General features: G+C 42.4%; 18 protein-coding genes and 1 tRNA gene. 17 read left to right on the top strand and 2 right to left on the bottom strand.

Annotation, left to right across the window (positions count from 1 at the left end; translation table 11 throughout):
- Positions 1 to 122 precede the first annotated feature (122 nt).
- Together HXT48_RS06435 and HXT48_RS06430 are read left to right on the top strand one after the other, a co-directional pair.
- Positions 123 to 2036, top strand: a complete 1914-nt coding sequence (locus tag HXT48_RS06435) for a serine/threonine protein kinase (protein ID WP_102155469.1) — start codon at positions 123 to 125, stop codon at positions 2034 to 2036.
- A 35-nt stretch (positions 2037 to 2071) separates the two neighbouring features.
- The gene (locus HXT48_RS06430) at positions 2072 to 4405 is read left to right on the top strand and encodes a hypothetical protein (RefSeq protein WP_064621460.1); all 2334 of its coding nucleotides are present in this window, start codon (positions 2072 to 2074) and stop codon (positions 4403 to 4405) included.
- A gap of 89 nt (positions 4406 to 4494) precedes the next feature.
- Here HXT48_RS06430 and HXT48_RS06425 read toward each other — a convergent pair.
- Both HXT48_RS06425 and HXT48_RS06420 read right to left on the bottom strand, forming a co-directional pair.
- A tRNA-Ala gene (locus HXT48_RS06425) sits at positions 4495 to 4567 on the bottom strand.
- A gap of 115 nt (positions 4568 to 4682) precedes the next feature.
- Complete coding sequence (locus tag HXT48_RS06420) at positions 4683 to 5369, bottom strand: DedA family protein (protein ID WP_004109778.1); 687 nt, start codon at positions 5367 to 5369, stop codon at positions 4683 to 4685.
- A gap of 227 nt (positions 5370 to 5596) precedes the next feature.
- Between HXT48_RS06420 and HXT48_RS06415 the strand changes: the two genes are divergently transcribed.
- The 15 genes from HXT48_RS06415 to HXT48_RS06345 all read left to right on the top strand — a co-directional run bounded on the left by HXT48_RS06415 (position 5597) and on the right by HXT48_RS06345 (position 23718).
- On the top strand, positions 5597 to 6340 hold the full coding sequence (locus tag HXT48_RS06415) for a hypothetical protein (RefSeq protein WP_004109776.1): 744 nt from the start codon (positions 5597 to 5599) through the stop codon (positions 6338 to 6340).
- Positions 6341 to 6470: 130 nt separating this feature from the next.
- Entirely contained in the window at positions 6471 to 6740 is a 270-nt protein-coding gene (gene rpsO / locus HXT48_RS06410) for a 30S ribosomal protein S15 (RefSeq protein WP_004109774.1), read from the top strand.
- Positions 6741 to 7085: 345 nt separating this feature from the next.
- On the top strand, positions 7086 to 9866 hold the full coding sequence (locus tag HXT48_RS06405) for a polyribonucleotide nucleotidyltransferase (protein ID WP_004109771.1): 2781 nt from the start codon (positions 7086 to 7088) through the stop codon (positions 9864 to 9866).
- Positions 9867 to 10112: 246 nt separating this feature from the next.
- Entirely contained in the window at positions 10113 to 10976 is an 864-nt protein-coding gene (locus HXT48_RS06400; RefSeq protein WP_076002605.1) for an aldo/keto reductase, read from the top strand.
- A gap of 14 nt (positions 10977 to 10990) precedes the next feature.
- Positions 10991 to 11956, top strand: coding sequence for a polyphenol oxidase family protein (locus HXT48_RS06395; protein WP_064622117.1), 966 nt, complete (start codon positions 10991 to 10993; stop codon positions 11954 to 11956).
- A gap of 176 nt (positions 11957 to 12132) precedes the next feature.
- Positions 12133 to 13557, top strand: coding sequence for a hypothetical protein (locus tag HXT48_RS06390; RefSeq protein ID WP_064622115.1), 1425 nt, complete (start codon positions 12133 to 12135; stop codon positions 13555 to 13557).
- A gap of 111 nt (positions 13558 to 13668) precedes the next feature.
- On the top strand, positions 13669 to 15003 hold the full coding sequence (locus HXT48_RS06385; protein ID WP_064621721.1) for a C1 family peptidase: 1335 nt from the start codon (positions 13669 to 13671) through the stop codon (positions 15001 to 15003).
- A gap of 198 nt (positions 15004 to 15201) precedes the next feature.
- A complete protein-coding gene (locus tag HXT48_RS06380) occupies positions 15202 to 16383 on the top strand; it encodes a 3-deoxy-7-phosphoheptulonate synthase (protein WP_421793039.1) in 1182 nt (393 codons plus the stop codon).
- 113 nt (positions 16384 to 16496) lie between these two features.
- Positions 16497 to 16994 carry a hypothetical protein gene (locus HXT48_RS06375; RefSeq protein ID WP_012913803.1) on the top strand — a complete coding sequence of 166 codons (498 nt, stop codon included), beginning with the start codon at positions 16497 to 16499 and terminating at the stop codon, positions 16992 to 16994.
- Positions 16987 to 17697, top strand: coding sequence for a 5'-methylthioadenosine/S-adenosylhomocysteine nucleosidase (gene mtnN, locus HXT48_RS06370; protein WP_421793038.1), 711 nt, complete (start codon positions 16987 to 16989; stop codon positions 17695 to 17697). The genes HXT48_RS06375 and mtnN overlap by 8 nt, the downstream gene beginning before the upstream one ends.
- A gap of 206 nt (positions 17698 to 17903) precedes the next feature.
- The gene (gene pstS, locus HXT48_RS06365; RefSeq protein ID WP_012913805.1) at positions 17904 to 19130 is read left to right on the top strand and encodes a phosphate ABC transporter substrate-binding protein PstS; all 1227 of its coding nucleotides are present in this window, start codon (positions 17904 to 17906) and stop codon (positions 19128 to 19130) included.
- A gap of 106 nt (positions 19131 to 19236) precedes the next feature.
- Entirely contained in the window at positions 19237 to 20184 is a 948-nt protein-coding gene (pstC, locus tag HXT48_RS06360; protein WP_064621725.1) for a phosphate ABC transporter permease subunit PstC, read from the top strand.
- Entirely contained in the window at positions 20185 to 21222 is a 1038-nt protein-coding gene (gene pstA, locus HXT48_RS06355) for a phosphate ABC transporter permease PstA (RefSeq protein ID WP_012913807.1), read from the top strand.
- Between the two features lie 68 nt (positions 21223 to 21290).
- Complete coding sequence (gene pstB, locus HXT48_RS06350; protein WP_004109757.1) at positions 21291 to 22070, top strand: phosphate ABC transporter ATP-binding protein PstB; 780 nt, start codon at positions 21291 to 21293, stop codon at positions 22068 to 22070.
- Positions 22071 to 22323: 253 nt separating this feature from the next.
- The gene (locus HXT48_RS06345; protein ID WP_012913808.1) at positions 22324 to 23718 is read left to right on the top strand and encodes an NCS2 family permease; all 1395 of its coding nucleotides are present in this window, start codon (positions 22324 to 22326) and stop codon (positions 23716 to 23718) included.
- Positions 23719 to 23830: the final 112 nt, after the last annotated feature.

The raw sequence follows: 23830 nt of genomic DNA, 5'->3' as shown, positions 1-23830 counted from the left end.
AAAAAGCTTTTTTACGCATAAATTTATCGGTACAGTAGTCGCAACTGTAATTCAATTACTCAAAAAATTAACTGAAATATTTGATGAGTAGTTGGAGTTTTCAATATTGCGGAGGCGTAACGATGGTTTGTGTAGGCGGACGCTATCAGCTGCTTGGTGAGCTGGGGCGTGGTGGCACTTCAACAGTGTTTCTTGCTGTTGACACCGTTTTGCACAAGCAATGGGCTGTTAAAGAAACGCTTCTGCAAGGAGATGAAGAGTATCAACAACATATTATTCAATCCTTACGCGCTGAAGCGAATGTTTTAAAGGAATGCGATCATCCAGCTATTCCGCGAATTGTTGATTTTTTTGAAGAAAATGGTAGAGCTTATGCTGTTCGCGATTATGTAAAGGGACGTTCTTTAAAATCTATTGTAGAAGAATCTGGATTGCAAAATGTTGAAACTGTTCTTGATTTAGGTATGCAACTTTGCTCAATACTTTCTTATTTACATTCGCATTATCCGCCAATTATATACGGTGATCTTAAGCCTTCTCAGGTTATGATTTCAGAAGATGGCACAGTCCGTTTGATTGATTTTGGTGCTGCAACGCAATTATATGCAAACGGGGGAGTGCTTGATTTGCGCACAATAGACCAGTGCGACGCGCGATTTGCTACTAATATTTTTACCGCTCCTGAAATTTTGAACGAAAACTCTGCAGCAACTACTTCAAGCGATGTGTATTCGATTGGAATGACATTGCGTTACGCATTATTACCAACTGAAGTGCCTAAAACAAACGTGCAATCTGCTGTACTATTGCCTCATGAGAATCGTGAAGTAGTAGAACAATTAGTGTCTGTGCTCGCAATAGCTACAGCTACTAAACCATCTCATAGATATAAAGATTGCGACGAAATGTTTTCTGCACTGGAAGCGTGTGAGCATACAGAAAAGCATTCGCAACAATGCGACACCTCTACGAATGTATTGCGACGCAAACAATGCAAAAATAGTTTTAAGCCTAGAAAAAAGCGCTATGCAATTACGGCATTAATTGTTGTAGTACTAGTTTTTATAGTAATTTTATTCAACTGCTTAGGTTTATTTGTTGGGAATGCTTTTGTAAATCGAAATAAGCAATCTTTTGATGGTGAGCCAAGTAGTAAAAGAATTGAGGAAATACGCAAAAATAATAAAAGCTACGATTCTTACATGCAATTAGCTGAGCGCGAAAGCAATTCGGATATTGCGTGTCGCTATATTTCTCATGCAATGCAAGTGCAAAATAGTATGATCAAGAAGAAATATATAAGCAAAATATCATTTAAACCTCTCCAAATTTTATTGCAAATTCAACTTGCAGATCAGCAATGGAGTGCCAACGAAGAGCAATGTTTTGTTGGTTTGATTAATAAATACGAGCAAAACTTGCGTCCTGTAAATAAAGATTGGTTGAATATTTCTATAGAAATAGGCAAAGCGTATTGGTACTATTTTGCAGGATTTTCTGGAAAAGTTTCGCAAACAGAACGATTATCTCGTATGCGAGTAGCAAAAGTATGGTTCCAAGAGGCTCAAAAATATGAGAAAGATGCGAATAAAGCGTCTTCGCAAGCTGTAGAAACTAATTCTGATGGCATATCGCATACTGTTTCAAATCAAAAAATGTTAAGCGCGTACATCGCTATTTCTGACGCTTATGCGCAACTTGTTGATGTTTCTAAAGATTGTGCAAGCGTAGAAACGTATAAAAATTATGTGAATCAATTACAGCAGCTAATGCAAATTGTTGAGAAAGATCACGGAGACGTTTTATTTGTGGATACTGGAGAACTAGTTTTGCAATCAATTCATTCGTGGTTGCCGATGTTCCTAGAAAGCGGAGCCAGTAAACAAGAGATTCAGCAAATGTGCGACAAGGCAGAATATCTTCTTAAACAAGCGCATGCGTCAAATGATGAGGCTGTAAGTAGAAAGAAAAACGCAATCGATAGCGTCAAAAAAGTTCAAGACGAAATTAATCTAGCTTTTTTGCAAAAGAAATAAAAGAAATAAAAGGAATAATAAAAAGGAGGGAATAAATGTGTAAACAAAGAAATTTGGGGGATATGTGGTTTTTCAAGCGATTTAAATGCGGCTGCGCTCGCATTGGCGTTTATATTGGGATTATTGTATTTATTAGTGCTGCTATAGTTGTTGCATTATTGCCACTTAATTCTATTGCGTATGCAAAAAGCAGCTATAACGCAGCCAAAGGATTGCATATAGCAAATGTTTCTGTTATGACAAAACAGAAAACTGTTCGCACTCAAGGCGAGTACATGTTTACTAAACGTGCTGCTTCGCTACTTATAACTTTTGATGGATTGGACGCTTCGGAAATTAGGAACGCGCATAAAGCTACTGTTAGCGTTGGAAGATATCAAATAGTGAGTGCCAAAGTTGATTTAGCTAAGATTGAGGCGGTGTCGTCGCTAGTTAATATTCGTTATAAGATCCGACCTCGAGTATTAGGAATAGTAAGAGTTGAATTGCAAAAAGAAGGAATATACGATTTGCAAGATATCTCTATAAGACTTGCTGCTGTAACAATGCATCCTAAACGCATATGGGGAGGAGTTGACTCTAATTCTCATGTTTCAAAGCAAACTAACTATATTTCTAATGAAAGTAAACTTTCTGGCAACAAATTGCGCTCTCGTAAGCCAATATTAAGTATTCCTGATTCAGTTTTGAATGCTTCAGATTTAACAAAAGATAATTCTTATAGCAAGCGTCCAAGATATATTGTTATTGACAAAACTGTTCCTCGCTTGAGTGTTAGTTATGACAACAACGCATCGTATGAAGGCAAATATTTTCGTAATAATCGAGCTTCAAGAATATTAATACAGGATGATTCGTTCGTTTTCTCGTATTTGCTTCACGATTCTTATCCTATTGCGAAAGTTTTTGCTGATGGTAAGCAGGTTATGGTACTTACAGCTAAAAGCTTTAAAAACGATGGTGTGCATACAAACGTGTGGTATGCTGATGTTTCTTTTTCGGGGGATGCTTCTTGGGATGTTCGCTATTGTGTTGAAGATTTATCGGGTAATGCGAGTTCTTCTATCAGTAATAAATTCATTATTGATACGCTTTCGCCAACTGTTTCTATTACTGGAGTGCAACAAGGCGGAGCGTATTCTCATGCTGTAGTTCCAACATTAGTTATAAAAGATCGTTGGCTAAAACCTGCAAGCGTAACGTATTCGCTGAGAAGAATGCGATATGCTAAGGAATTGCGTTCTTTTGTGTCTAGAAAAGCTGATTCGCAAAGCGTAAGTGTGCAATACGCAGGTTTTTATAATGGAATTCAAGACGATGACGTATATCAGCTTCAGTGGAGTGCTAAAGATTTAGTAGATCATGTTATTTCTGGTAAGTTGCAATTTTCTATAAATAGAAGCGGTTCCTCATTTAGTATAGATAGTTCCACTAAAGCAATGAATCGTAAACAATTGCAAAATGCTAAAGATATTCATATTGAAGAACTCAATCCTAGCGGACTGGCAAGTCCTGCAAAAATTAGTGTTATGCAAGACGGTGTAGAGAAGATTTTATCAAAACAGGATTTTTCTGTAAACAGTCGCACAGATCGTGGCTGGCAACGATTGACTTACACTATTTTTAAACGGAATTTTGCCGATAACGCTCATTATCGTGTGCGCATTATGTCAGTAGACAAGGCAGGCAATCATTCTTGTAGCGAAAGTGCAGTTAGCAAAAAGGAAGGAATGTTGCAATTTGCACCAGCTTCCGTGCAATTTACAGTAGATAATCTTGCTCCAATCACAACAGTGTTTGATATGCAAAATAATTCTACTTATCGCACTAATAAAGAAGGAAAAATTTTACGTATTAGTGCAAAAGATAACATAGCATTGCAATATGTAACAATCGATGTTGATGGTAAAACAAATCGTATTTGGAGCGGTAAAGATGTGAATAAATCAGTTTTATCTATAAAACTAAAACCAGACGGTTTTACTCACGACGTATTAGTAAAAGCTGCAGATTATGCGGGAAATATAACAACTTTGCAATATAAAAATGTAAAAATTGTTTCTATTGCAAATAAGCTTGTAAAAAAATCTGAAGCAGATAAAAAATCTAAAAATAGCGAGAGTAAAGATGCTGATAGTTCTGATGATGGTTTAGATGATGATTCCGACAATAGCTCCGATAACGATGATTGGATAGCTCGTTCGCAAGTGAAAAAATCGGAAAAATCTTTTGAAAATGCTGATTCCTTTAAGCGAAAATCGGTAAATTATATAGAAATTGTGGCTTATATTGGCACTGGAATTATAGCAATTCTTTGTGCTGCATTAGGAATTAGCATTATTTTTAAAAAGAAAATTAGCAATCAGTAAACTATTCTAATTAGTTTTGCTAGATTTGACAGGCATTGTGCGAGAAAAATAAAAAGCCCACTGCGGTGGAATGAATGCAGTGGGCTCAGTGGAGCTAATGGTAATCGAAACCACGACCTCTTCGATGCGAACGAAGCGCTCTACCAACTGAGCTATAGCCCCAATGTCTAAGACAAATCATCTTACGACAACTCTGCACACTGTACTACAAAGCTTGTATAAAAACAACATTTCTTGTAGTGCAGCGTGCTTGAGTGTCGTAAGTTAAAATACTAGTTTATTTGTTTTCTTTATTAAGTTTTGCTGCTTTCTTTGCTTTGTGCGCTTTGTATAAACCAATAAAAGTTGGCACAAGCGAGATAAGCAAAATTGCAACAATTACTAATTCAAAATTCTTCTGTACGAAATCAATCTTGCCGAAGAAATATCCAAGAAATGTGAAAAGCGACGACCAAACGAGACCGCCTAGTACAGAAAATGGTGTGAAGCGTATCCAACGCATTCCAGAAATTCCGGAGATGAACGGCATAAAAGTGCGTATGAATGGGAAGAATCTACCCAAGAATACTGCCAGCGGACCCCATTTATCAATCATTTTTTCGGTTTTTGCAACTCGTTCTGGAGTGAGCGCTTTTACTTTCCCGGATTCTACAATCTTTCGTCCGAAGAAATGACCAATAAAGTAATTGCACTGATCGCCAATAATTGGGGCTAGCCACACTACGGCAAGTAATAGTGGAAGTGGAAGCGCGCTATGACCTGTTTGAGCGTCAGGAGCTGCAAAAAACCCTGCTGCGAAAAGAAGTGAATCTCCTGGAAGGAATGGGAAGAATACTACGCCTGTTTCAATAAAAACAATGAGAAAAATAAGGCCTAATGCTGGAGCTGTGCCCATTGCAATCCAACTTGCAATAGCTGAGCGTGGATCCTTGAGTAGGTTAACAATAAAATGAATAAATCCCATAATGTCCTGTCATAAATTTTGCGTATTTAGTGACGCTTGTTAATTAAAAATCAAGCGAAACAACTGTTATTTTGAGCCTAGCAGTCGCCATAAACGGTTGACACTTTTTGTGCACACGCTATCAGTTAATTGCGTTATAACATACAATAATAGTTAGTAATGTAATGTTGCATGGTTAAAACTTGAGAAATTGCTTGGCAATTAAAGATGGGCAGGAGAAGTAACGTATGAAGTTAAATGATGAGCATGATGGTGAATATCCACAAAGTTTTGCTCCGCTAAAGCCTAGGAAACGTTCTGCTCGTGTAATCAATGCTAATGAAGTTTTAAAAAAGAATGATGATTCGAAAAGCAAAATTCCTGACGAATATGTAAACATTGGTTTGCCGGAAACAGACTTGTCGATTGCTGATTTTTCTCGTAAGCATTCTAATCCAAAGAATTGGTGGATTTATTTTGGCGTTCTGCTTGTCGCTATTGTTATTCCGTATTGGATTGGTCGCACTATGGCAGCTCGTCATACTTCGTGGGTTATTTCGCATTGCTCTGGATTATCTTCGCAAGGTGTTGTTTTTATTTCGTGGGTAATCACAGTGTCTGCTTTTACAAGTCTTGCTATGGCGTTGATTGACACTCATCGTTGGATTTGGCGGATAATGTTTGCTGTTTTTCTGGCTTTAGAACAACTTATTGCCGGATTATGCATGCTAAACATGAGCTTCTGGTATTCGACGTATGTGGTCTATGGTCATGCTTCAGGTTTAGCGAATGCGGCAAATCTTGGCATTATTTCTGCAGGTATTGGAGTAGCTGTATTTGCTGTCATTTTTGTTGGTTTGCTTGTCATTGTTCCTAAAACCTCGGCTTTGAATGTTCTTACGCGTAGTTGGGCGTCGTTCATAATGTTTTATGCAATTGAGGTTTTGGCAATTCTAGTTGTGTTATTTGGTGGCTTTATGACCGCAATGTAATATTTGGATTTTGCGAAAATAAGTTGTTTGCAAGTGGTTGTATGATAGAGACTTGGCGTGTAACGCCCGCGGATTGAGAGCGCTACAGCAGAAGGTTGTGGCACCGCGCAGTGATATTAAGGAGGACGCCGTGGCATTAACGGCTGAAGATAAGAAGAACATTATCAACGAATACGCGACGCACGAGGGTGACACGGGTTCCCCAGAAGTGCAGGTCGCTTTGCTTAGCAAGCGTATTGCTGACCTTACTGAGCACTTGAAGGAGCACAAGCACGATCATCATTCTCGTCGTGGCTTGTTGCTCATGGTTGGTGATCGTCGTCGTCTTCTCGATTACTTGAAGCGTGTTGACATCAACCGTTATCGTTCTTTGATTGAACGACTTGGCTTGCGTCGATAGTCTTGTAGCCCGGGCTTAGCTCGGGCTTTTGTATTCTTTGTGCTGTACGCAGGTACGTGTACGCATAAAAATTGTTCACATATTCACAGATTTGGGGTAAGTGTTGTGAACAATATTTAAAATTTATAACTAAAAAGAATTAACGAATAATTCAAAAAATAATTAAAGATTGATGTATAACTGAATACGGATGATTGAAGTAACCGAAACAAAAAACACTACGAAATATTGACGTAACGCAAGTGTTGCAAAGAGTGCAAATATTCGCATATAAGTAATAATGCGAAGTCGTCAATGTTATTACGCATGTTGGTTGATTAGGTAAGTTAAGAAAAGGAGGAACCCGTGGAGGGTCCCGAAATTAAGGCTGTAGAAGCCGTTATTGATAATGGTTCATTTGGTAAGCGTACGCTACGCTTTGAAACTGGTCGACTTGCTCAGCAAGCAGATGGTGCTGTTGCCGCATATTTGGATGACGATTCCATGATTTTGTCGACGACGACTGCAGGATCTAGTCCGAAGGAAAATTACGACTTCTTCCCATTAACTGTTGATGTGGAAGAAAAAATGTATGCTGCTGGAAAGATTCCAGGTTCGTTCTTCCGCCGTGAAGGTCGTCCTTCTAACGAAGCAACGTTGGCATGCCGTATTATTGATCGCCCGTTGCGTCCGTTGTTCCCACACACTTTACGTAACGAAGTGCAAGTTGTTGAAACAATTTTGGCAATTAATCCAGATGATGCTTACGATGTTATTGCTTTGAATGCGGCGTCTGCATCTACTATGATTTCTGGTTTGCCATTTGAGGGCCCAGTTTCTGGCGTTCGTTTGGCTTTGATTGATGGCCAGTGGGTTGCTTTCCCACGTTGGAGTGAGCGCGAGCGTGCAGTATTTGAGATTGTTGTGGCTGGTCGTGTGATTGAAAACGGCGATGTTGCTATTGCAATGATTGAGGCTGGTGCTGGTAAGAATGCTTGGAATTTGATTTACAATGATGGTCAAACCAAGCCAGATGAGCAAGTCGTAGCCGGAGGTTTGGAAGCTGCAAAGCCATTTATTAAGGTTATTTGCGATGCTCAAAATGAGTTGAAGCGTATTGCAGCTAAGGAAACTAAGGAATTCCAACTCTTCCCAGAATATACTGACGAACTTTATGCTCGTATTGACGAGATTGCTCATGCTGATTTGAATGAAGCTCTTTCTATTGCTGAAAAGCTTCCTCGTCAAGATCGCATCGCTGAAATTAAGGAAGGCGTGCGTGCTGCAATCGCTGAAGAATTCACTGATATGGACGAAGCCGAAAAGGAAAAGGAACTCGGCAATGCGTTTAAAGAATTGCAGCGTCAAATTGTTCGTCGTCGTATTTTGACTGAAGATTATCGTATTGATGGTCGTGGTTTGCGCGATATTCGTACGCTTTCTGCAGAAGTTGATGTTGTGCCTCGCGTACACGGTTCTGCACTTTTCCAGCGTGGTGAAACTCAGATTTTGGGTGTGACTACTTTGAATATGCTTAAGATGGAGCAGCAGGTTGATGCGCTTTCTGGTCCACAGACTAAGCGTTATATGCACAATTACGAAATGCCTCCATACTCCACTGGTGAAACTGGTCGCGTTGGTTCTCCAAAGCGTCGTGAAATTGGTCACGGTGCTTTAGCTGAGAAGGCTTTGGTTCCAGTTTTGCCAGGTCGCGAAGAGTTCCCATACGCTATTCGTCAGGTGTCTGAAGCTATTGGTTCTAACGGTTCTACTTCTATGGGTTCCGTTTGTGCTTCTACGCTTTCTTTGCTTGCTGCTGGCGTGCCTTTGAAGGCTCCAGTTGCTGGTATTGCTATGGGCTTAGTTTCTGGTGATGTTGATGGAAAGCATATCTTCAAGACTTTGACTGATATTCTCGGTGCAGAAGATGCATTTGGTGATATGGACTTCAAGGTTGCTGGTACTTCTGAATTCATCACTGCTTTGCAGCTCGATACGAAGCTTGATGGTATTCCAGCTGATATTTTAGCTGCCGCTTTGCAGCAGGCACATGAAGCTCGTGCAACGATTCTTGAAGTTATTAACGAATGCATTGATTGCCCAGCTGAGATGAGTCCATTCGCTCCACGCATTATTACAACCACAATTCCTGTAGACAAGATTGGTGAGGTAATTGGGCCTAAGGGCAAGATGATTAACCAAATTCAGGAAGAAACTGGTGCTGAAATCGCTATTGAAGATGACGGTACTGTTTACATTTCTTCTGAAGGCGGAGAAGCTGCTGAGAAAGCTAAGGGAATCATCGATTCTATTGCAAATCCTCGTGTGCCAAAAGCTGGTGAAACTTTCACAGGCAAGGTTGTTAAGACCACAAGCTTTGGAGCTTTTGTGAATTTGACTCCTGGAACTGACGGTTTGCTTCACATTTCACAGATTCGCAATTTAGCAAATGGTGAGCGCATTGACACTGTTGAAGATGTGCTGAAGGAAGGCGATAATGTTGAAGTTATCGTACAAAGCGTAGATGAGCGTGGCAAGATTTCTTTGGCTATTCCAGGTTTTGAAGATCAAGAATCTTCTGCTCCAGCAGTGCGTGAAAATCGTTCCCGCAGTTCTCGCGACGATCGCGATTCTCGTGACTCTCGTGGCGATTACCGTCGTTCTCGCCGTGACGATCGCGATAATCATGACCGTGCGGATCGTGCAGATCGCGATGAGCGTCCTCGTCGCCGCATGCGCGATGACCGTGACGATCGAGATCGCATGGATCGAAATGACCGATACATGGATCGCGATAACCGTTATGATGACCGCAACACTCGTCGAGACGACCGTCGTGCAGATCGTGCAGATCGCGATAACCGTTACAGCGATAACGATTTTGATGAGCGTCCTCGTCGCCGCGTGCGCGATGACCGTGACGATCGTTACGAAAATCGCGATGACCGTGACGATCGTGCAGATCGTGACGACCGTGAAGATCGCTCAAATCGTCGAGATTCAGAAAATCGTCGCGTATCTGATAGAAAGCCGCGTTATGCAGCTGATGACGATCACTATGACGAGTATCGTTCGGCTCGCGAAGAGCGCGCAGAGCGTCCTCGTCGCCGCGTGCGTCGCGATTTTGATCCATTTGAGGAAGATTAATTGCGCAAATAGTATTAAAGCAAAATTATTGCTAGATACTAAATAAAAATAAATATTCGTAGAAATGCCTTCAAGCTGCGTTTGCGTTTGGAGGCATTTCTTTTAGATAGCTATTTAAATGTTTTATGCAATCTGTGCAATAAAATAAAATATAAAAAGTAGTAAAATATTGTGACCGCGTAAAGTAGCGTAATGCAATAATAAATACTCACGAAAAATATAAAACTTACAAAATAGGGGTGAAATATGGTTATGCATCGCGCATTAGGTTCGTTTGATACAACCGCTATTGGTTTTGGCGAAATGCCATTGACAATAGAAAACAATCTTGGTCACGATATGGGAATTGAAACAATTCACGCAGCTCTTGATGCAGGTTGTACGCATATTGACACAGCTTGGGCATATTACTGCTCTGGTGGTGAAGAACAAACTGGCGAAAAGCTTGTTCGTGAGGCTTTAGAAAGCTGGAAAGGCGACAAATCTTCTATTTTGGTTGCTACTAAAGTCGGTCACTTCCGTAACTTTACTGACGGGCGACCAACGTGGGGTAAGGATGGTAAGCCAGAGCATTTGATTGCGCATGCCAAAGAGTCTGCAATGGCTCTAGGCGTTGACACTATTGACTTGCTTTACTTCCACAGGCCAGATCCAGAAGTTCCATACAATGAGTCTATTGAAGCAATGCAAGAGTTGCTTGATGAAGGTGTGGCTCGAGAAATCGGTATTTCTAACGCTTCTGTGGAGCAAATCGATATTGCGCGCAACATTTTAGGAGAAAAGCTAGTAGCAGTACAAAATCAATATTCTCCAGTTCATTTAGAGAATGAAGATACGTTGCAATATTGCGAAAAGCTTGGAATTGCTTTTGTTTGCTGGAGTCCATTAGGTGGATTCCGTCATCCTTATGACGAGCATCTTTTCGATCCATTCCGCAAAGTTGCTGAAGATCATAACGTAAGTTATCAGCAAGTAGTTTTGGCTTGGGAGCTCGCTAAAGGCGATCACATATTTGTCATTCCTGGAGCTCACAGACCAGCTACAATTTTAGATAGTTTGAAAGCTTCCGATTTGCAATTAAGCAATGAAGAATTGGCTTATTTAGGCTGAAAGAAAACAATAAAATGCAAGAAACAAGCGTAACTGGTATGCCATTGCCTCACGAAGATGAGGATGGTACGCCAATTCCTGTAACCATTCCAGTGCCGTTAGGGTCTCGCACTCATGCAGTTTTTACTACTAGACTGGGTGGAATTTCTGAAGGTTCATTTGCTTCACTTAATTTAGGCGGACGCGCAGGAGATAGTGAGGAGGCTGTAGCAAGCAATCGCGCAGCTTTACAAAAAGCTTTGCAAGCTGACTTGTCGCTTGTTGCTCAAGTTCATAGCAGAGAAGTATTTGACGCAGATAGTGTAGTAGATTCATGGAATACTTCTTACGGCTTTGATGCAACAGGTTTTGCGGATTCGCAATTGAGAATTGAAGCAGATGCGCAAGTTTCAACTGCGTGCTCGCTTGCATTAGGAATGTTTGCTGCAGATTGTTTGCCAGTTTTACTTGCGGACGACGAAGCTGGAGTAATCGCTGCAGCGCATTGTGGACGAAAAGGATTGATGGCTGGAGTGCTTGATGCTGTCATCGAAGCAATGTGCGAAAAGGGAGCTGAGCGTTCTCGTATAGAAGCAGTGCTCGGTCCGTGTATTTGTGGAGATTGCTACGAAGTTGGTGAGAGTATTGCGCGCGATTTTGAAAAACGTTATCCGCAAACTGTAACAAAAACGCGTTTCGGTGGAATTGGTATTGATATTGCTGAAGCTGCACGCATTGATTTAGCGCTCGCAGGAGTTGCGAATATTGTTGACGCTTTGCCAAGAGTTACTGCAGCTACGCAATATTTGCAGGAAGATGAGGAATTGCGCACGATTTGCGAAGTAGATGGGGAAGGCGAGTCTTTGCCGGAACGTTTGCAAAATTTGCAAAACCCAATGTGCACTTTGGAAAATCCGCTATGGTATTCTCATCGACGTGCTAGTTTAGCTGGAAAATCGCATGAAGGTAGACTTCTTGCTTTAGTAATTCGCGACAAATAATCGCATATGCTATATAAACATTACTGTATTTGAGCTAGGTAGTAAGTGCAGTTGTGTGAGCTTAGCAAAAACGTGCGCAACACACGAGTGTTTTTTGCTTGTAAGTGATAGCGTTGATTCTGATGGTGTAGCACAGCGTTTTGTGCAGCTGTGTGGGGGCTTGTGAAAGGAATATTATGGTGGCTGATTTATTTCCAACCGCGTTGCGTGGGTACGATAAAGACAAGGTAAATGAAGCATTTGCAAACTATGAGCGTACTATTTCTCGTCTGCGTGAACAAGTGCGTTCAAGCGATGAATCAATTTTGCAATTACAAGCGCAATTGCAAGAAGAAAAAAATAATGTAAAACGTGCAAAAAGCGGAAATACTTTTGCATCCTTAGGTGCAAATGCGCAACAATTGCTGGCATCTGCAGAGCAGACTAGTTCTCAATTGCTTGAGCGCGCTAAGCAAGATGCTGCATCAATTAAAAAGAATGCACAAGCACAAGCTGGAACTTTGCTGAACAATGCAAAACTGGATGCTGCACATTTAATGCAAGAAGCACAAACTAAAGCAGACACAATGCTTTCCAATGCCACGCAAAAGTCGACACAACTTATGCAAGCTGCACAAGAAGATTCTGCACGTTTGCGCGATACTACTGCTAAAGATGTGCAAGCTCAAAAAGACGCTGCAGAATTAGCTTTACAAAACACTCAAGAAGAACATACGAAGCGCATGGCTTCTGAGCGCGCTCAGCAAGAAAGCAGCATTTCGCAACTTAAGTCGGAAGCTGCGCAAAAAATTGCTGAGCAGCGTGCGGCTGCAAACGAAGAGATTGCACGTGCTAAAGCTGAAACAAACGATCAGATTGAATCTGCTCTTGCAGAAGCAAATAAAAAGCTTGCTGATATGCGCGAACACGCTTCGAAGATGATGGCTGACGCACAGCGCAAAGCTGGCGAAATTACGGATGCTGCTGCTGCTAAAGCTCAAGAAATTGCAGATGATGCTCAAGTTGAACGCACGCGTACGTTAAGCCAAGTTAGTGCAGAAGTTGAGCAGATTCGAGCAGATATTGCTGCTCAACAGGAGGAAGCTACAAAGAAAGTCAATGCCTTGCTTTCTGGTTTGAAAGAGAAAGAAAGAGCAGCTCAGGAAGAAGCAGATGCTTTGGTTGATCGCGCAAAAACTGTTCATCAAGAAGCTGACGAATATGCAGCGCAAACGCATCAGGCTGCGGATAGTCAGGCTGCTGATATTGTGCGCAAAGCTATGCAGGAGGCAACTGCTCAGGTTGAAGAGCGTAGAGCTGCAGCGCAGCAAGAGCTTGATGGCATGACGACTCGATTAACCCAATTGCAGCATCGTGAGGCAACTATTACGCAGCGCGTTACGGAATTGCGTTCGCTGTTTGCGAATGCTTTCTCTGGATTTGATTTTGGGGATGCTCAACAAAACCAACAAGTTGCGCAAGCTTCTGACGATAATGAGGATTCGTCGGATGCTCAATCTTCTGCAGATGCGAAGCAGGCTCAGCGAGATGTTCAAGCTGCGTTGGCTGAATCTGAAGAAGCTAACGAGTCTCAAGAAGACCAAGACACAGATAACCAATAAAGAAAATATTGTAAAATTTGTAGATTGGCTTAAACATCGTACGCTAGAATGTGCTGGTATTTGAATAAATATTTGAAATAAATATTGATAATTAACAGGAAAGGTAGCATTGTGACTGAAATCACTGCTCTAACTGATGAAAAATTACAAGGTTTGCGTGAGGATTTTGACGCAAATCCTTTAAACCGTTTAGCTATGAATGGTGTGACTGCTGCTGGTATTGATAAAGTCGCGCGTAATTATGATCGTGCGCGCTTATTGCAGCGTCGTTTTTCTACCATTGTTGACAACGGAGATGCAACACATCAGGATCGTTCTGGCCGTTGCTGGCTGTTTAGCTCGTTGAACGTGGCTCGTTTCATTGCGAAGAAATCTCTTGGATTGAAGGAATTTGAGTTTTCTCAAAACTACGCAATGTACTACGACAAGCTTGAGCGAATTAACTACTTCTTGAAGGATGTTGCTGCTTTGGTGCGTGCAGGTGAGCCTTCAGATTCTCGCTTGATTCAGCATTTGTTGCATGACGTTATGGGCGATGGCGGCCAGTGGACCATGGCTATGAACGTTTACAAGAAGTATGGTGCTGTTCCTAAGGATTTGTTCCCAGAAACTGCTTCTTCTAAGAATACTGGTGCTATGAATACGCAGTTGCGTGCGCTTTTGCATACTGCTGTTGCTCATATGTATGTGAATGCCACTGAAATTGATGAGATTATTGCGGATGCTACTGCTGCAGGTCACAGGATTTTGACAATTCACTTGGGTGAGCCACCTAAGAGCTTCGATTGGGAGTGGACTGATAGCGACGGCAAGTTCCATCGCGATGGTGAGATTACGCCAGTTGAGTTCTGGAAGAAGTATGTGAATGCTGGTCTTGAGGATTATGTGTGCTTGGTTGACGATCCTCGCGCTGAACATCCTAAGGGCAAGAAGATTGCTATTGAGCACTTGGGTAATGTTGCTGGCGGAGACGCAACCGAGTATTTGAACGTGCCAAACCAGTTTATGAAGGATTGCGTGCGTAAGATTTTGGTTGAGAAGGGCATTCCAGTGTGGTTTGGTGCCGATTGCCATCCTATGATGGATCGCGAGAATGGCGCTTGGGCTACTGATTTGTTCGAGTATGGTCGCGTTTATGGCGTTGATTTTGATTTGGATAAGGAAGCGCGTGTGCGTTTTGCTGATTCTGCAATGAATCACGCTATGGCTTTTGCTGGTGTGGATGTTGCTGATGATGGTACGACTACTCGTCGTTGGCGCGTAGAGAACTCTTGGGGCACTGATATTGCAGATAAGGGTTACTTTACGATGAGTGACGATTGGTTCACTGAGTACGTGTATGAAGTTGCAGTGCCGAAGAATCTGCTTCCGGAAGAATATCGCAAAGCCCTAGAAGAACCAGCAATCGTATTACCGGCGTGGGATCCAATGGGCGCATTAGCATAGCTTGAAATCATTAGGATTTCAAGCTAACCTAATGTGCCGAGCTTGCTCAAAGTTGAAAGCACGGTGTGCTTTCAACGCAAGCTCGGCGGTGTACGCATCTTTATTTCAAGATGCGTACACCGACCCCACCAAGTTAGGTTGATTCTCTCCTCGCACCCACCGATCACACCAAGCACAGTTTTTATAGGATGGTGACAAATGGCTTCTACAGCTGAGCAGCGTACTTCTCGCGCGGTAAAGAAGGAAGTTGAGGAGGGGCGTAACCCTCTTAATTCTGCGAAGTTTCAGCGCTGGGAAGACCAGGTTGGCGTGGATCGCATAATAAACCGCCGCGTGCTTGAGCTGGAGCCTTTGCCAACTCCTGCTCAGGTGCTTGGTGAGTTACCATTGTCGCCGTATGCGCAGGATATTGTTGCTGAGTCGCGCGATGAGATTCGTAGCTGTTTGAATGGCGAAGATGATCGCTTGTTGGTTATTGTTGGCCCATGTTCTGTGCATGATCCTAAGGCTGCTCTTGATTATGCGAGTCGTTTAGCTAAGTTGCGTTCGGAGCTTGAAGATGAGCTTCTTATTGTTATGCGCGTGTATTTTGAAAAGCCGCGCACAGCTCTTGGCTGGAAGGGTTTGATTAACGACCCGGATATTGACGGAACGCATGATATTCATAAGGGTTTGTTGCTTGCGCGTAAGACTTTGCTCGGCGTGTTGGATGCTGGTTTGGCTGCTGCTACTGAATTTTTGGAGCCGACCAGCCCTCAGTTTATTGCGGATGCTGTGAGCTGGGGTGCGATTGGTGCGCGTAATACTGAGTCTCAGATTCATCGTCAGCTTGCTAGTGGTCTTTCTATGCCGGTTGGTTTTAAGAATGCTACGGATGGTTCCGTTTCTGCGGCTGTAAATGGCTGCTTAGCTGCGAGCCAGCATCATACGTTCTTTGGTATTGATCATCTTGGTCGCGCTTGTGCTGTGCAGACTCTTGGCAACCCTGATTGCCATGTGGTTTTGCGCGGTTCTAGTAAGGGTCCTAATTATGATGCTGCGTCGGTTGCTTCTGCTGTTGCTTCGATTCGTTTGCGCTTGGGCACTGGTTGTATGGCTTCTAACGGCGTGGTTGTGGATTGTTCGCATGGTAATTCTGGCAAGGATGAGCGTCGCCAGATTGAGGTTGTGCGTGAGATTGCAGATCGTTTGGCTGATGGCGAGCAGGGTATTAAGGGCGTTATGATGGAGAGCTTCTTGCAGGGCGGCAATCAAGATCCTGCTCCTCTTAGCGAGCTTGAATACGGCAAGTCTATTACGGATCGTTGCATTTCTTGGGAAGATACTGCCAATTTGCTAAGAATTTTAGCTAAATCTGTAGCAACTCGCCGTAGAGCTTAGAGATTAGAGATTGTAGTAAGATAATCTCAATTAATTTCTACTTGGCTTATATTCCTTACTGTATTTGCCGCCTATTTTTGCATTATATTTTGCGTACAAGGGAGTGTGTTGAAATGTATAACAAAGACTTGAATAAAGCTAATAAAGCGAATAAAGGTTTTATGTGTAAAGCATTACCGGTGGTGCGTTATATATTGTTAGCTTTGATTTACAACGGTGTGCTTTTGTTGGCTTTTGCATGGTATCGTGGCACGCATAGCGCTGGGTATACGCTTGTTACGTTTTCTGCTTTGTGGTTTAGCGTTTTTATACCGTTTGTAACTGGGATTGCTTTAATTGTTTTTGCTAGCGGATGGCGTCGCATTGTTGGTACTTTAGTTTGTGTGCTTCTTATAGCTGGATTTTTTGCTTTTCTTGCTTTGCAGGATCAAATTATTGCGTTTTTCAATGTTCCTGTTGTGAATCCTTGGTTTGATTTTACGTGCGGAGCATTGCTGAAAATTGCGACTTTGACTTTTGTTATTATGACTTTAGTATGCGTGTTTTTGGTTAAGAATAACGATAAATGCGTAAGTAGCGAAGTAAAAAAGGATGATTCTGCTAATGCCTAGTACTGAGAAAATTACGAAAGTCGCTGTTGTTGGTGCTTTAGAGGAAGAAGTTGCGCATATTGCCAGTGCGCTTGAAAACGTGACTCACGATCACTCTGCAAGTCTTGATGTATCTTGCGGCACTCTTGACTCGGCGAATGGCAGTAAAATCGAAGTCGCGGCTACTGTTGGCGGAATGGGTCTGGTTAATGCTGCTGCAACTGTGCAATATCTTATTGACGCATATAACCCTCAAGTCGTAATTTTTTCTGGTATTGCAGGAAATCTTAATAAAAATTTGCATACGAACGATGTTGTTCTTGGAAAAACTGTAAAATATCTCGATACCGATATGCGCTTAATCGGTCAATGGAAGCCATTTGCAAGCGAATTTAATTCGGATGATTATCTTCTTAAAGTAGCTAGTAAAGTGCTTACCGATATGAAAATCACGCATATCGCTGGCACTATTGCATCCGGCGGATATTTTGTTGATTCGCCAGAAAAAGTAGTGGAGGTAATTGCAGCTACTCAAGCGGATGCTGTGGAAATGGAAGGCGCAGCAGTCTTGCATGTGGCTGCTCGTAACGACGTTCCTGCACTTGTTGTGCGCGCAATGAGCGATAATGCGGATACAAAATACGAGGATTTTCACACTTTTGATATTTCCGAGTATGCGGACACTGCTGCAAAAATTACGGTAAATATTCTTCGCAATTTGTAGCATTTCGACACGCTGATGTGGTCGCCGACCTTCATTTTGCTTAAGTCGCGTTAAATATAGCGCCAAATACCGCCATTTTTGGTACCCACTTTATTTTTGCCGGTGAGGTTTTACCCACCTGTTTACGATGGTTGCGTTAATAAAAAAAGATAGGGATTAATTAAGAAAATGCGCCCAATTCGCAATACGGCTATAGGAACGCGAAAATGTGGTGGGGCGCAAGGCAATTCTTCGCGAAAGGAAAGAAGAATATGCGTAACGATATGAATAAGTCAAATATGAATAAATTTAATACGACTAAAAGCGCACTTAAGTTCCGCAGTATTGCTGCGGCGGCGCTAACTTTCGGCTTGTGTGCAACCTGCTCTGCTTGCGGAGACAATGTTCCTGCTGATAATTCCAATGCGTCAGGTTCGCAAAACACTAAGATCTCCGGCAATTTCCAAGGCTCGGGTGCTTCTTCCCAGCAGGTTGCAATGGAAGCGTGGATTGCAGGATTCCAATCTAAAAATCCGGGTGCAAAAATTGCTTACAATCCTACTGGTTCTGGTGCTGGCGTTACCACTTTTATGACTGGTGCCACGGCTTGGGCTGGTTCAGACAAAGCATTGAGTAACGACGAAGTTGAAAAGTCTAAGTCGGTTTGTGCTCATGGAACTACGGCTTTCGATGTGCCTGTGTATGTTTCACCAATTGCGATTATTTTCAACCTTAAAGGTGTTTCGGATGCTGGCAAGCATATTAATTTGGACGCTTCGACGATTGCTAAAATTTTCGACGGAAAAATTACGCGCTGGAATGATGAGGATATCAAGAAACAGAATCCTAAGCTAAAGCTTCCAGACACCCCGATTACTGTTGTTCACCGCTCCGATAAGTCCGGTACAACGCAGAATTTCTTAAGCTACGTGAAGGATGCAGCTCCGGACGATTGGAAATATGATCTTTCTGAAAACTGGCCGAATAGTGTCGGTCAAGGTGCAAAGGGCACTTCGGGCGTTGTATCTACTATTCGCATGGCAAATGGTGCGATTGGTTACGCTGATTTTTCACAGGTCGGTAAGCTCGGTACTGTTGCAGTGAAGGTGGGGGATACTTACAATGAGATTTCTCCGGAAGCTGCTTCTAAAACTTTAGCTGATTCTGAAATTGACGCAGACGCTTCTGCAAAATATCCTAATCGCGTTGTTATGAAAATTAATCACAATACGCAATCTAAGGGTGCTTATCCAATTGTGTTAGTTTCTTACGATATTGCTTGCCCGGTTTATAAAGATGCTGGAACTGCTCGATTTGTGAAGTCTTGGCTTAGCTACGTAACTAGCGCGGAAGGGCAGAATGCTGCTTCTTCTGCTGCTGGAACGGCTCCACTTCCACAAAATTTGGTAAGCAAAATTAACGCATCGATTAAGTCTGTTAAAACAGGAAAGTAAAAACTTTACAAACTGATATTATGAACGTATCGGTTATAAAGGAGAATGATTGAGTTCTACGAAAAATGCGAAAGCAGTTGCGAATAGTGCAAACGAAACTGCTCAAATTTCTGAGAGCAATAGCAAAAATTATGTTGGCACTCATCTTGTAGACCGTCTTTTTAAAGGCGTGGCTGCAGGCTGTGGCATGCTAATTTTGCTTGTTCTTACAGCAGTTGCAGTATTTCTGCTGTTTCGTGCTTTGCCGTTATTAAGTGGAAATCACAATCAAGTAAGTCATGTGTTTGCTGATTTTACTGGTGGTAAAGCGCATGATTTTATAAGCTATGTGGCTCCGCTTATTTTTGGCACAGTGCTTATGTCTGCGCTCGCGCTGCTGTTCGCATTTTTTGTGGCAATTGGTATTGCTCTGTTTATTTCGTATTATGCGCCTAAAAAAATTGTTCCGCTTTTGAGTGGAGTAATTGATTTGCTTGCTGCGATTCCGTCCGTAATCTATGGTTTGTGGGGTGGATTGGTTTTGGTTCCAGCTATGTATCCTTTCTGGGATTGGGTTTCTAAACTTTTTGGCTGGATTCCGCTATTTTCTGGTCCGGCGGCTAATCCTTCTCGTTCTGCTGCTACGGTTGCATTAGTTTTGGCTGTGATGATTTTGCCGATTATTACTTCTATGGCTCGCGATATTTTCCAGCAGGCTCCTCGCTTGCAGCAGGAAGGTGCGCTTGCGCTCGGCGCTACGAAGTGGGAGATGATTAAGTTAGCTGTTTTGCCGTTTGCAAAGTCTGGTATTGTGTCGGCTTCTATGCTTGGGCTGGGCCGTGCTTTGGGTGAAACGATGGCAGTTTTGATGATTTTGTCTCCTGGATTTACTTTTGGTATCAATATTTTCAAGGCTTCTCAAAATCAAACTATTGCCGCAAATATTGCAGCGCAGTATCCGGAAGCGAACGGACTTGGCGTAAGTGCGCTTATTGCAACCGGCTTAGTTTTGTTCGTTATTTCTTTTGCAGTCAACTTTATTGCTCGCAAAATTACCGGAAAGGCGGGCGCATAAATGGAGCATCAAATTAATAAATCTAACGAAGGTGCTGAAGTCTTCGCAGAAAATTGCGTAGAAAATCGCGCAGAAAATTCTGCGGCTCCGGTTATTGACTTCAACAAATTCCGCCCAACTCGCTCACACATAGCTGCGCGCAAACGTAAAGACATGCTTATGCGCGTGCTGATTTTCTTGTCTTTTGTTGTGGCACTTATTCCGCTTATTTCTTTGCTTTTAACAACCATTATCAATGGTATTAAGCGTTTAAATTTTGATTTTCTCACTCATAACATGACTTACGTTGTGGGCGGAAATGCTACTGGAACTGGCGGTTACGGCGGAATTTTGCACGCGATTATTGGAACTCTTGAAATAACGCTAGGAGCTATGGTTATTTCAATCCCGATTGGTTTAATGTGTGCTGTTTATTTGGTTGAGTATGCTCGCGGAAACAAAATTTCGCGCATAATTAATCTGCTTGTTGACGTTATGAGTGGTATTCCGTCTATTGTTGCTGGATTGTTTGCATTTTCTATGTTTGCTCTTCTTGCTGGTCCTGGCACAATCAATGGTTTTGAAGGATCTGTGGCTCTTTCACTTCTTATGATTCCAACAGTTGTGAAGTCTTCTCAAGAAATGCTAAAAATCGTGCCTAACGATTTGCGCGAGGCGTCTCTTGCTTTGGGAGTTACTCAGCAGCGCACAATTACAAAAATCGTTTTGCGCACTGCTCTTCCGGGAATTGTGTCTGGCTGTATTCTTGCGGTTGCGCGCGTTATTGGCGAAACTGCACCACTTCTTATGGCTTCAGGCTTTATTGCTTCCACGAATCTCAATTTATTTGATGGGCAAATGACGACTTTGCCGGTGTACGTTTACCAAGAATATTCCAAACTTTCTGCGAATTGTCCAGCTAATGCGCCGGCTTCTTGCGTAACGTCAATTCCAATGGAGCGCTCGTGGGCTGCAGCTTTAACGCTTATTGTGTTGGTGTTGTTGCTAAATATTTTGGGGCGAGTTGTAGCTCGAGTGTTTTCTGTAAAGGCGAAATAAAGCGAAGTAAATCTTAAATAAAGTGAGTTAAAGCAAAGCGAATTAAATTTTTAGAAAGTGAGCATAAAATGGGTCAACGAATTGATGTGAAGCATCTTAATATTTACTATGGTGATTTTCTTGCTGTAGAAGATGTGAATATTAATATTGAGCCAAATAAAGTGACGGCTTTTATCGGACCTTCCGGATGCGGAAAATCAACAGTTTTGCGCACTTTAGACCGCATGCACGAAATCACTCCTGGCGCGCGAGTAGAAGGTCAAGTGCTTCTTGAAGGCCGCGATTTATACGGTAAAGACGTGGATCCTGTGGCTGTCCGCCGCGATGTTGGCATGGTTTTCCAGCGTCCAAATCCTTTCCCAACAATGTCTATTCGAGAAAACGTGCTCGCTGGAGTTCGTTTGAATAATCGCAAAATTGCTAAGAGTGATGCTGACGATTTAGTTGAGTGGGCTTTACGAGGCGCGAACTTGTGGAATGAAGTTAAGGATCGCTTAGATAAGCCGGGTATTGGTCTTTCTGGCGGTCAGCAGCAGCGACTTTGCATTGCTAGGGCTGTGGCTGTGCATCCGCAAGTTTTACTTATGGACGAGCCTTGCTCAGCTCTTGACCCTATTTCTACGTTGGCTGTAGAAGATTTGATTAATGAGCTTAAGCGTGACTACACGATTGTGATCGTGACGCATAATATGCAACAGGCTGCGCGTGTTGCGGATTACACGGCATTCTTTAATTTGAAAGCTGTAGGTCAACCTGGTCATCTGGAATACTTTGCAGACACAACTACTATGTTCAACAATCCGCGCAATGCTGAAGCTGAGCGTTATATTTCCGGTCGTTTTGGCTGAGTTGTTATATACTTCTTTGATTTCGGTGTATTTCCTTGGTCAGCACGTGCGCGTAAGGTCAGAGCTGTTCGGTTGTTCAAAGGTTTCGCAATTTTCATAATTTTATGTGAGATTTTGTGATGCCTTCGTTCATTCGACGAGTCGCAGTAACCTCTGCGTGAATGCCCAAATGTAATTGCGTACGCGATTGCTCAAGTGCTTTCGCCGCGCTTTTCTGGTCTTTTGCGCTTGTAAACCAAGGAACAGAGAGTATATGGAAAAGTTCTTCCATCTCAAAGAAAACGGCACGAATGTATCAACGGAGATCACTGCAGGTCTCACTACATTCTTCGCAATGTCGTATATTATCGTCGTAAATCCAATGATTTTAAGCCAAACTGGCATGCCTAAAGGTGGCGTTTTCCTCGCTACAATCATCGCAGCAATCATTGGTACCCTTGTTATGGGCTTGTTTGCTAACGTACCTTACGCACAGGCTGCTGGCATGGGTCTTAACGCATTCTTTACTTACACAGTTTGCTTCGGCCTGCATTTTACTTGGCAAGAGGCCATGTGCATGGTGTTCTTGTGCGGTTTAATTAACATTATTATTACCGTTACCAAGATTCGTAAAATGATTATTCGTGCCATTCCGACTTCGCTTCAACAAGCAATCGGCGGTGGCATTGGTTTATTTGTGGCCTATGTGGGCATGATGAGTGTTGGCTTGATTACTTTTACTTCCAAGGATCCTGCTGCCGCTGCAAAGAGTAAACCAACTGCTGCTATTCCAGGTCTTGCTGTTATGAATAACCCTGTGCTTTGGTTATTCCTTATTGGACTTCTTTTTGCTATTGTTCTTACAGTTCTTAAAGTTCGCGCAAGCTTGCTTATTACAATTATTGCAACTTCTTTAATTGGTATTCCTTTGGGATTGACTTCTTTGAACAATGCAGTGTCTGTTACTGATGCTTTTGCTCAGCTTCCAACTACTTTCGGTGCTATTTTTAGCGATAAGGGTTTTGCATCTTTGTTTGCTGATCCTGCTCGTTTGCCGCTTGTGTTGGTAACTATTTTCGCATTCTCAATGTCGGATACTTTTGACACTCTCGGCACCTTTATTGGTACTGGCCGTCGTACAGGTATCTTCTCTGAGGCTGACGAAAAGGCTCTTGAAAACGGCTCCGGATTTAGCTCCAAGATGGATCGCGCATTGTTTGCTGATTCTATTGCTACTTCTGTTGGCGCAATTTGCGGTACTTCTAACACCACTACTTATGTAGAATCTGCTGCTGGTATTGGTGCCGGTGGTCGCACTGGTTTGACTTCCGTAGTTGTGTCTATTTGCTTCGCGCTTTCTATTGTTCTTGCGCCTTTTGCTTCTGCAGTTCCTGCTGCAGCAACTGCAGGTGTGCTTGTTGTTGTTGGTTGCATGATGGCAAGCTCCTTGAAGGAAATTGCTTGGGACGATATTTCCGAAGCAATTCCTGCATTCTTTGCTGCCGTATTCATGGCGTTCTCTTACTCCATTTCTTACGGCATCGCTGCAGGCTTCATCATGTACTGCTTAGTTATGACTTGCAAGAAGCGTGCTAAGGAAGTTCATCCAATGCTTTGGATTGTTTCCTTGCTGTTCTTGCTTGATTTCGTTGCTAATGCTGTGCTGTAAATGTGCATTTAATGTAAGGGTGCATTTTGCAAGTAGTGAACTTGTGAAACATAAAATATAAAAGTAAAAATTAAAAAATTCGAGGGTATGTAAATTACATGCCCTCTTTTTT

The organism is Gardnerella sp. KA00127, assembly GCF_049244125.1.
In the GTDB taxonomy this organism is placed as follows: domain Bacteria; phylum Actinomycetota; class Actinomycetes; order Actinomycetales; family Bifidobacteriaceae; genus Bifidobacterium; species Bifidobacterium swidsinskii.
This window is presented reverse-complemented; position numbering and strand designations above follow the sequence as displayed.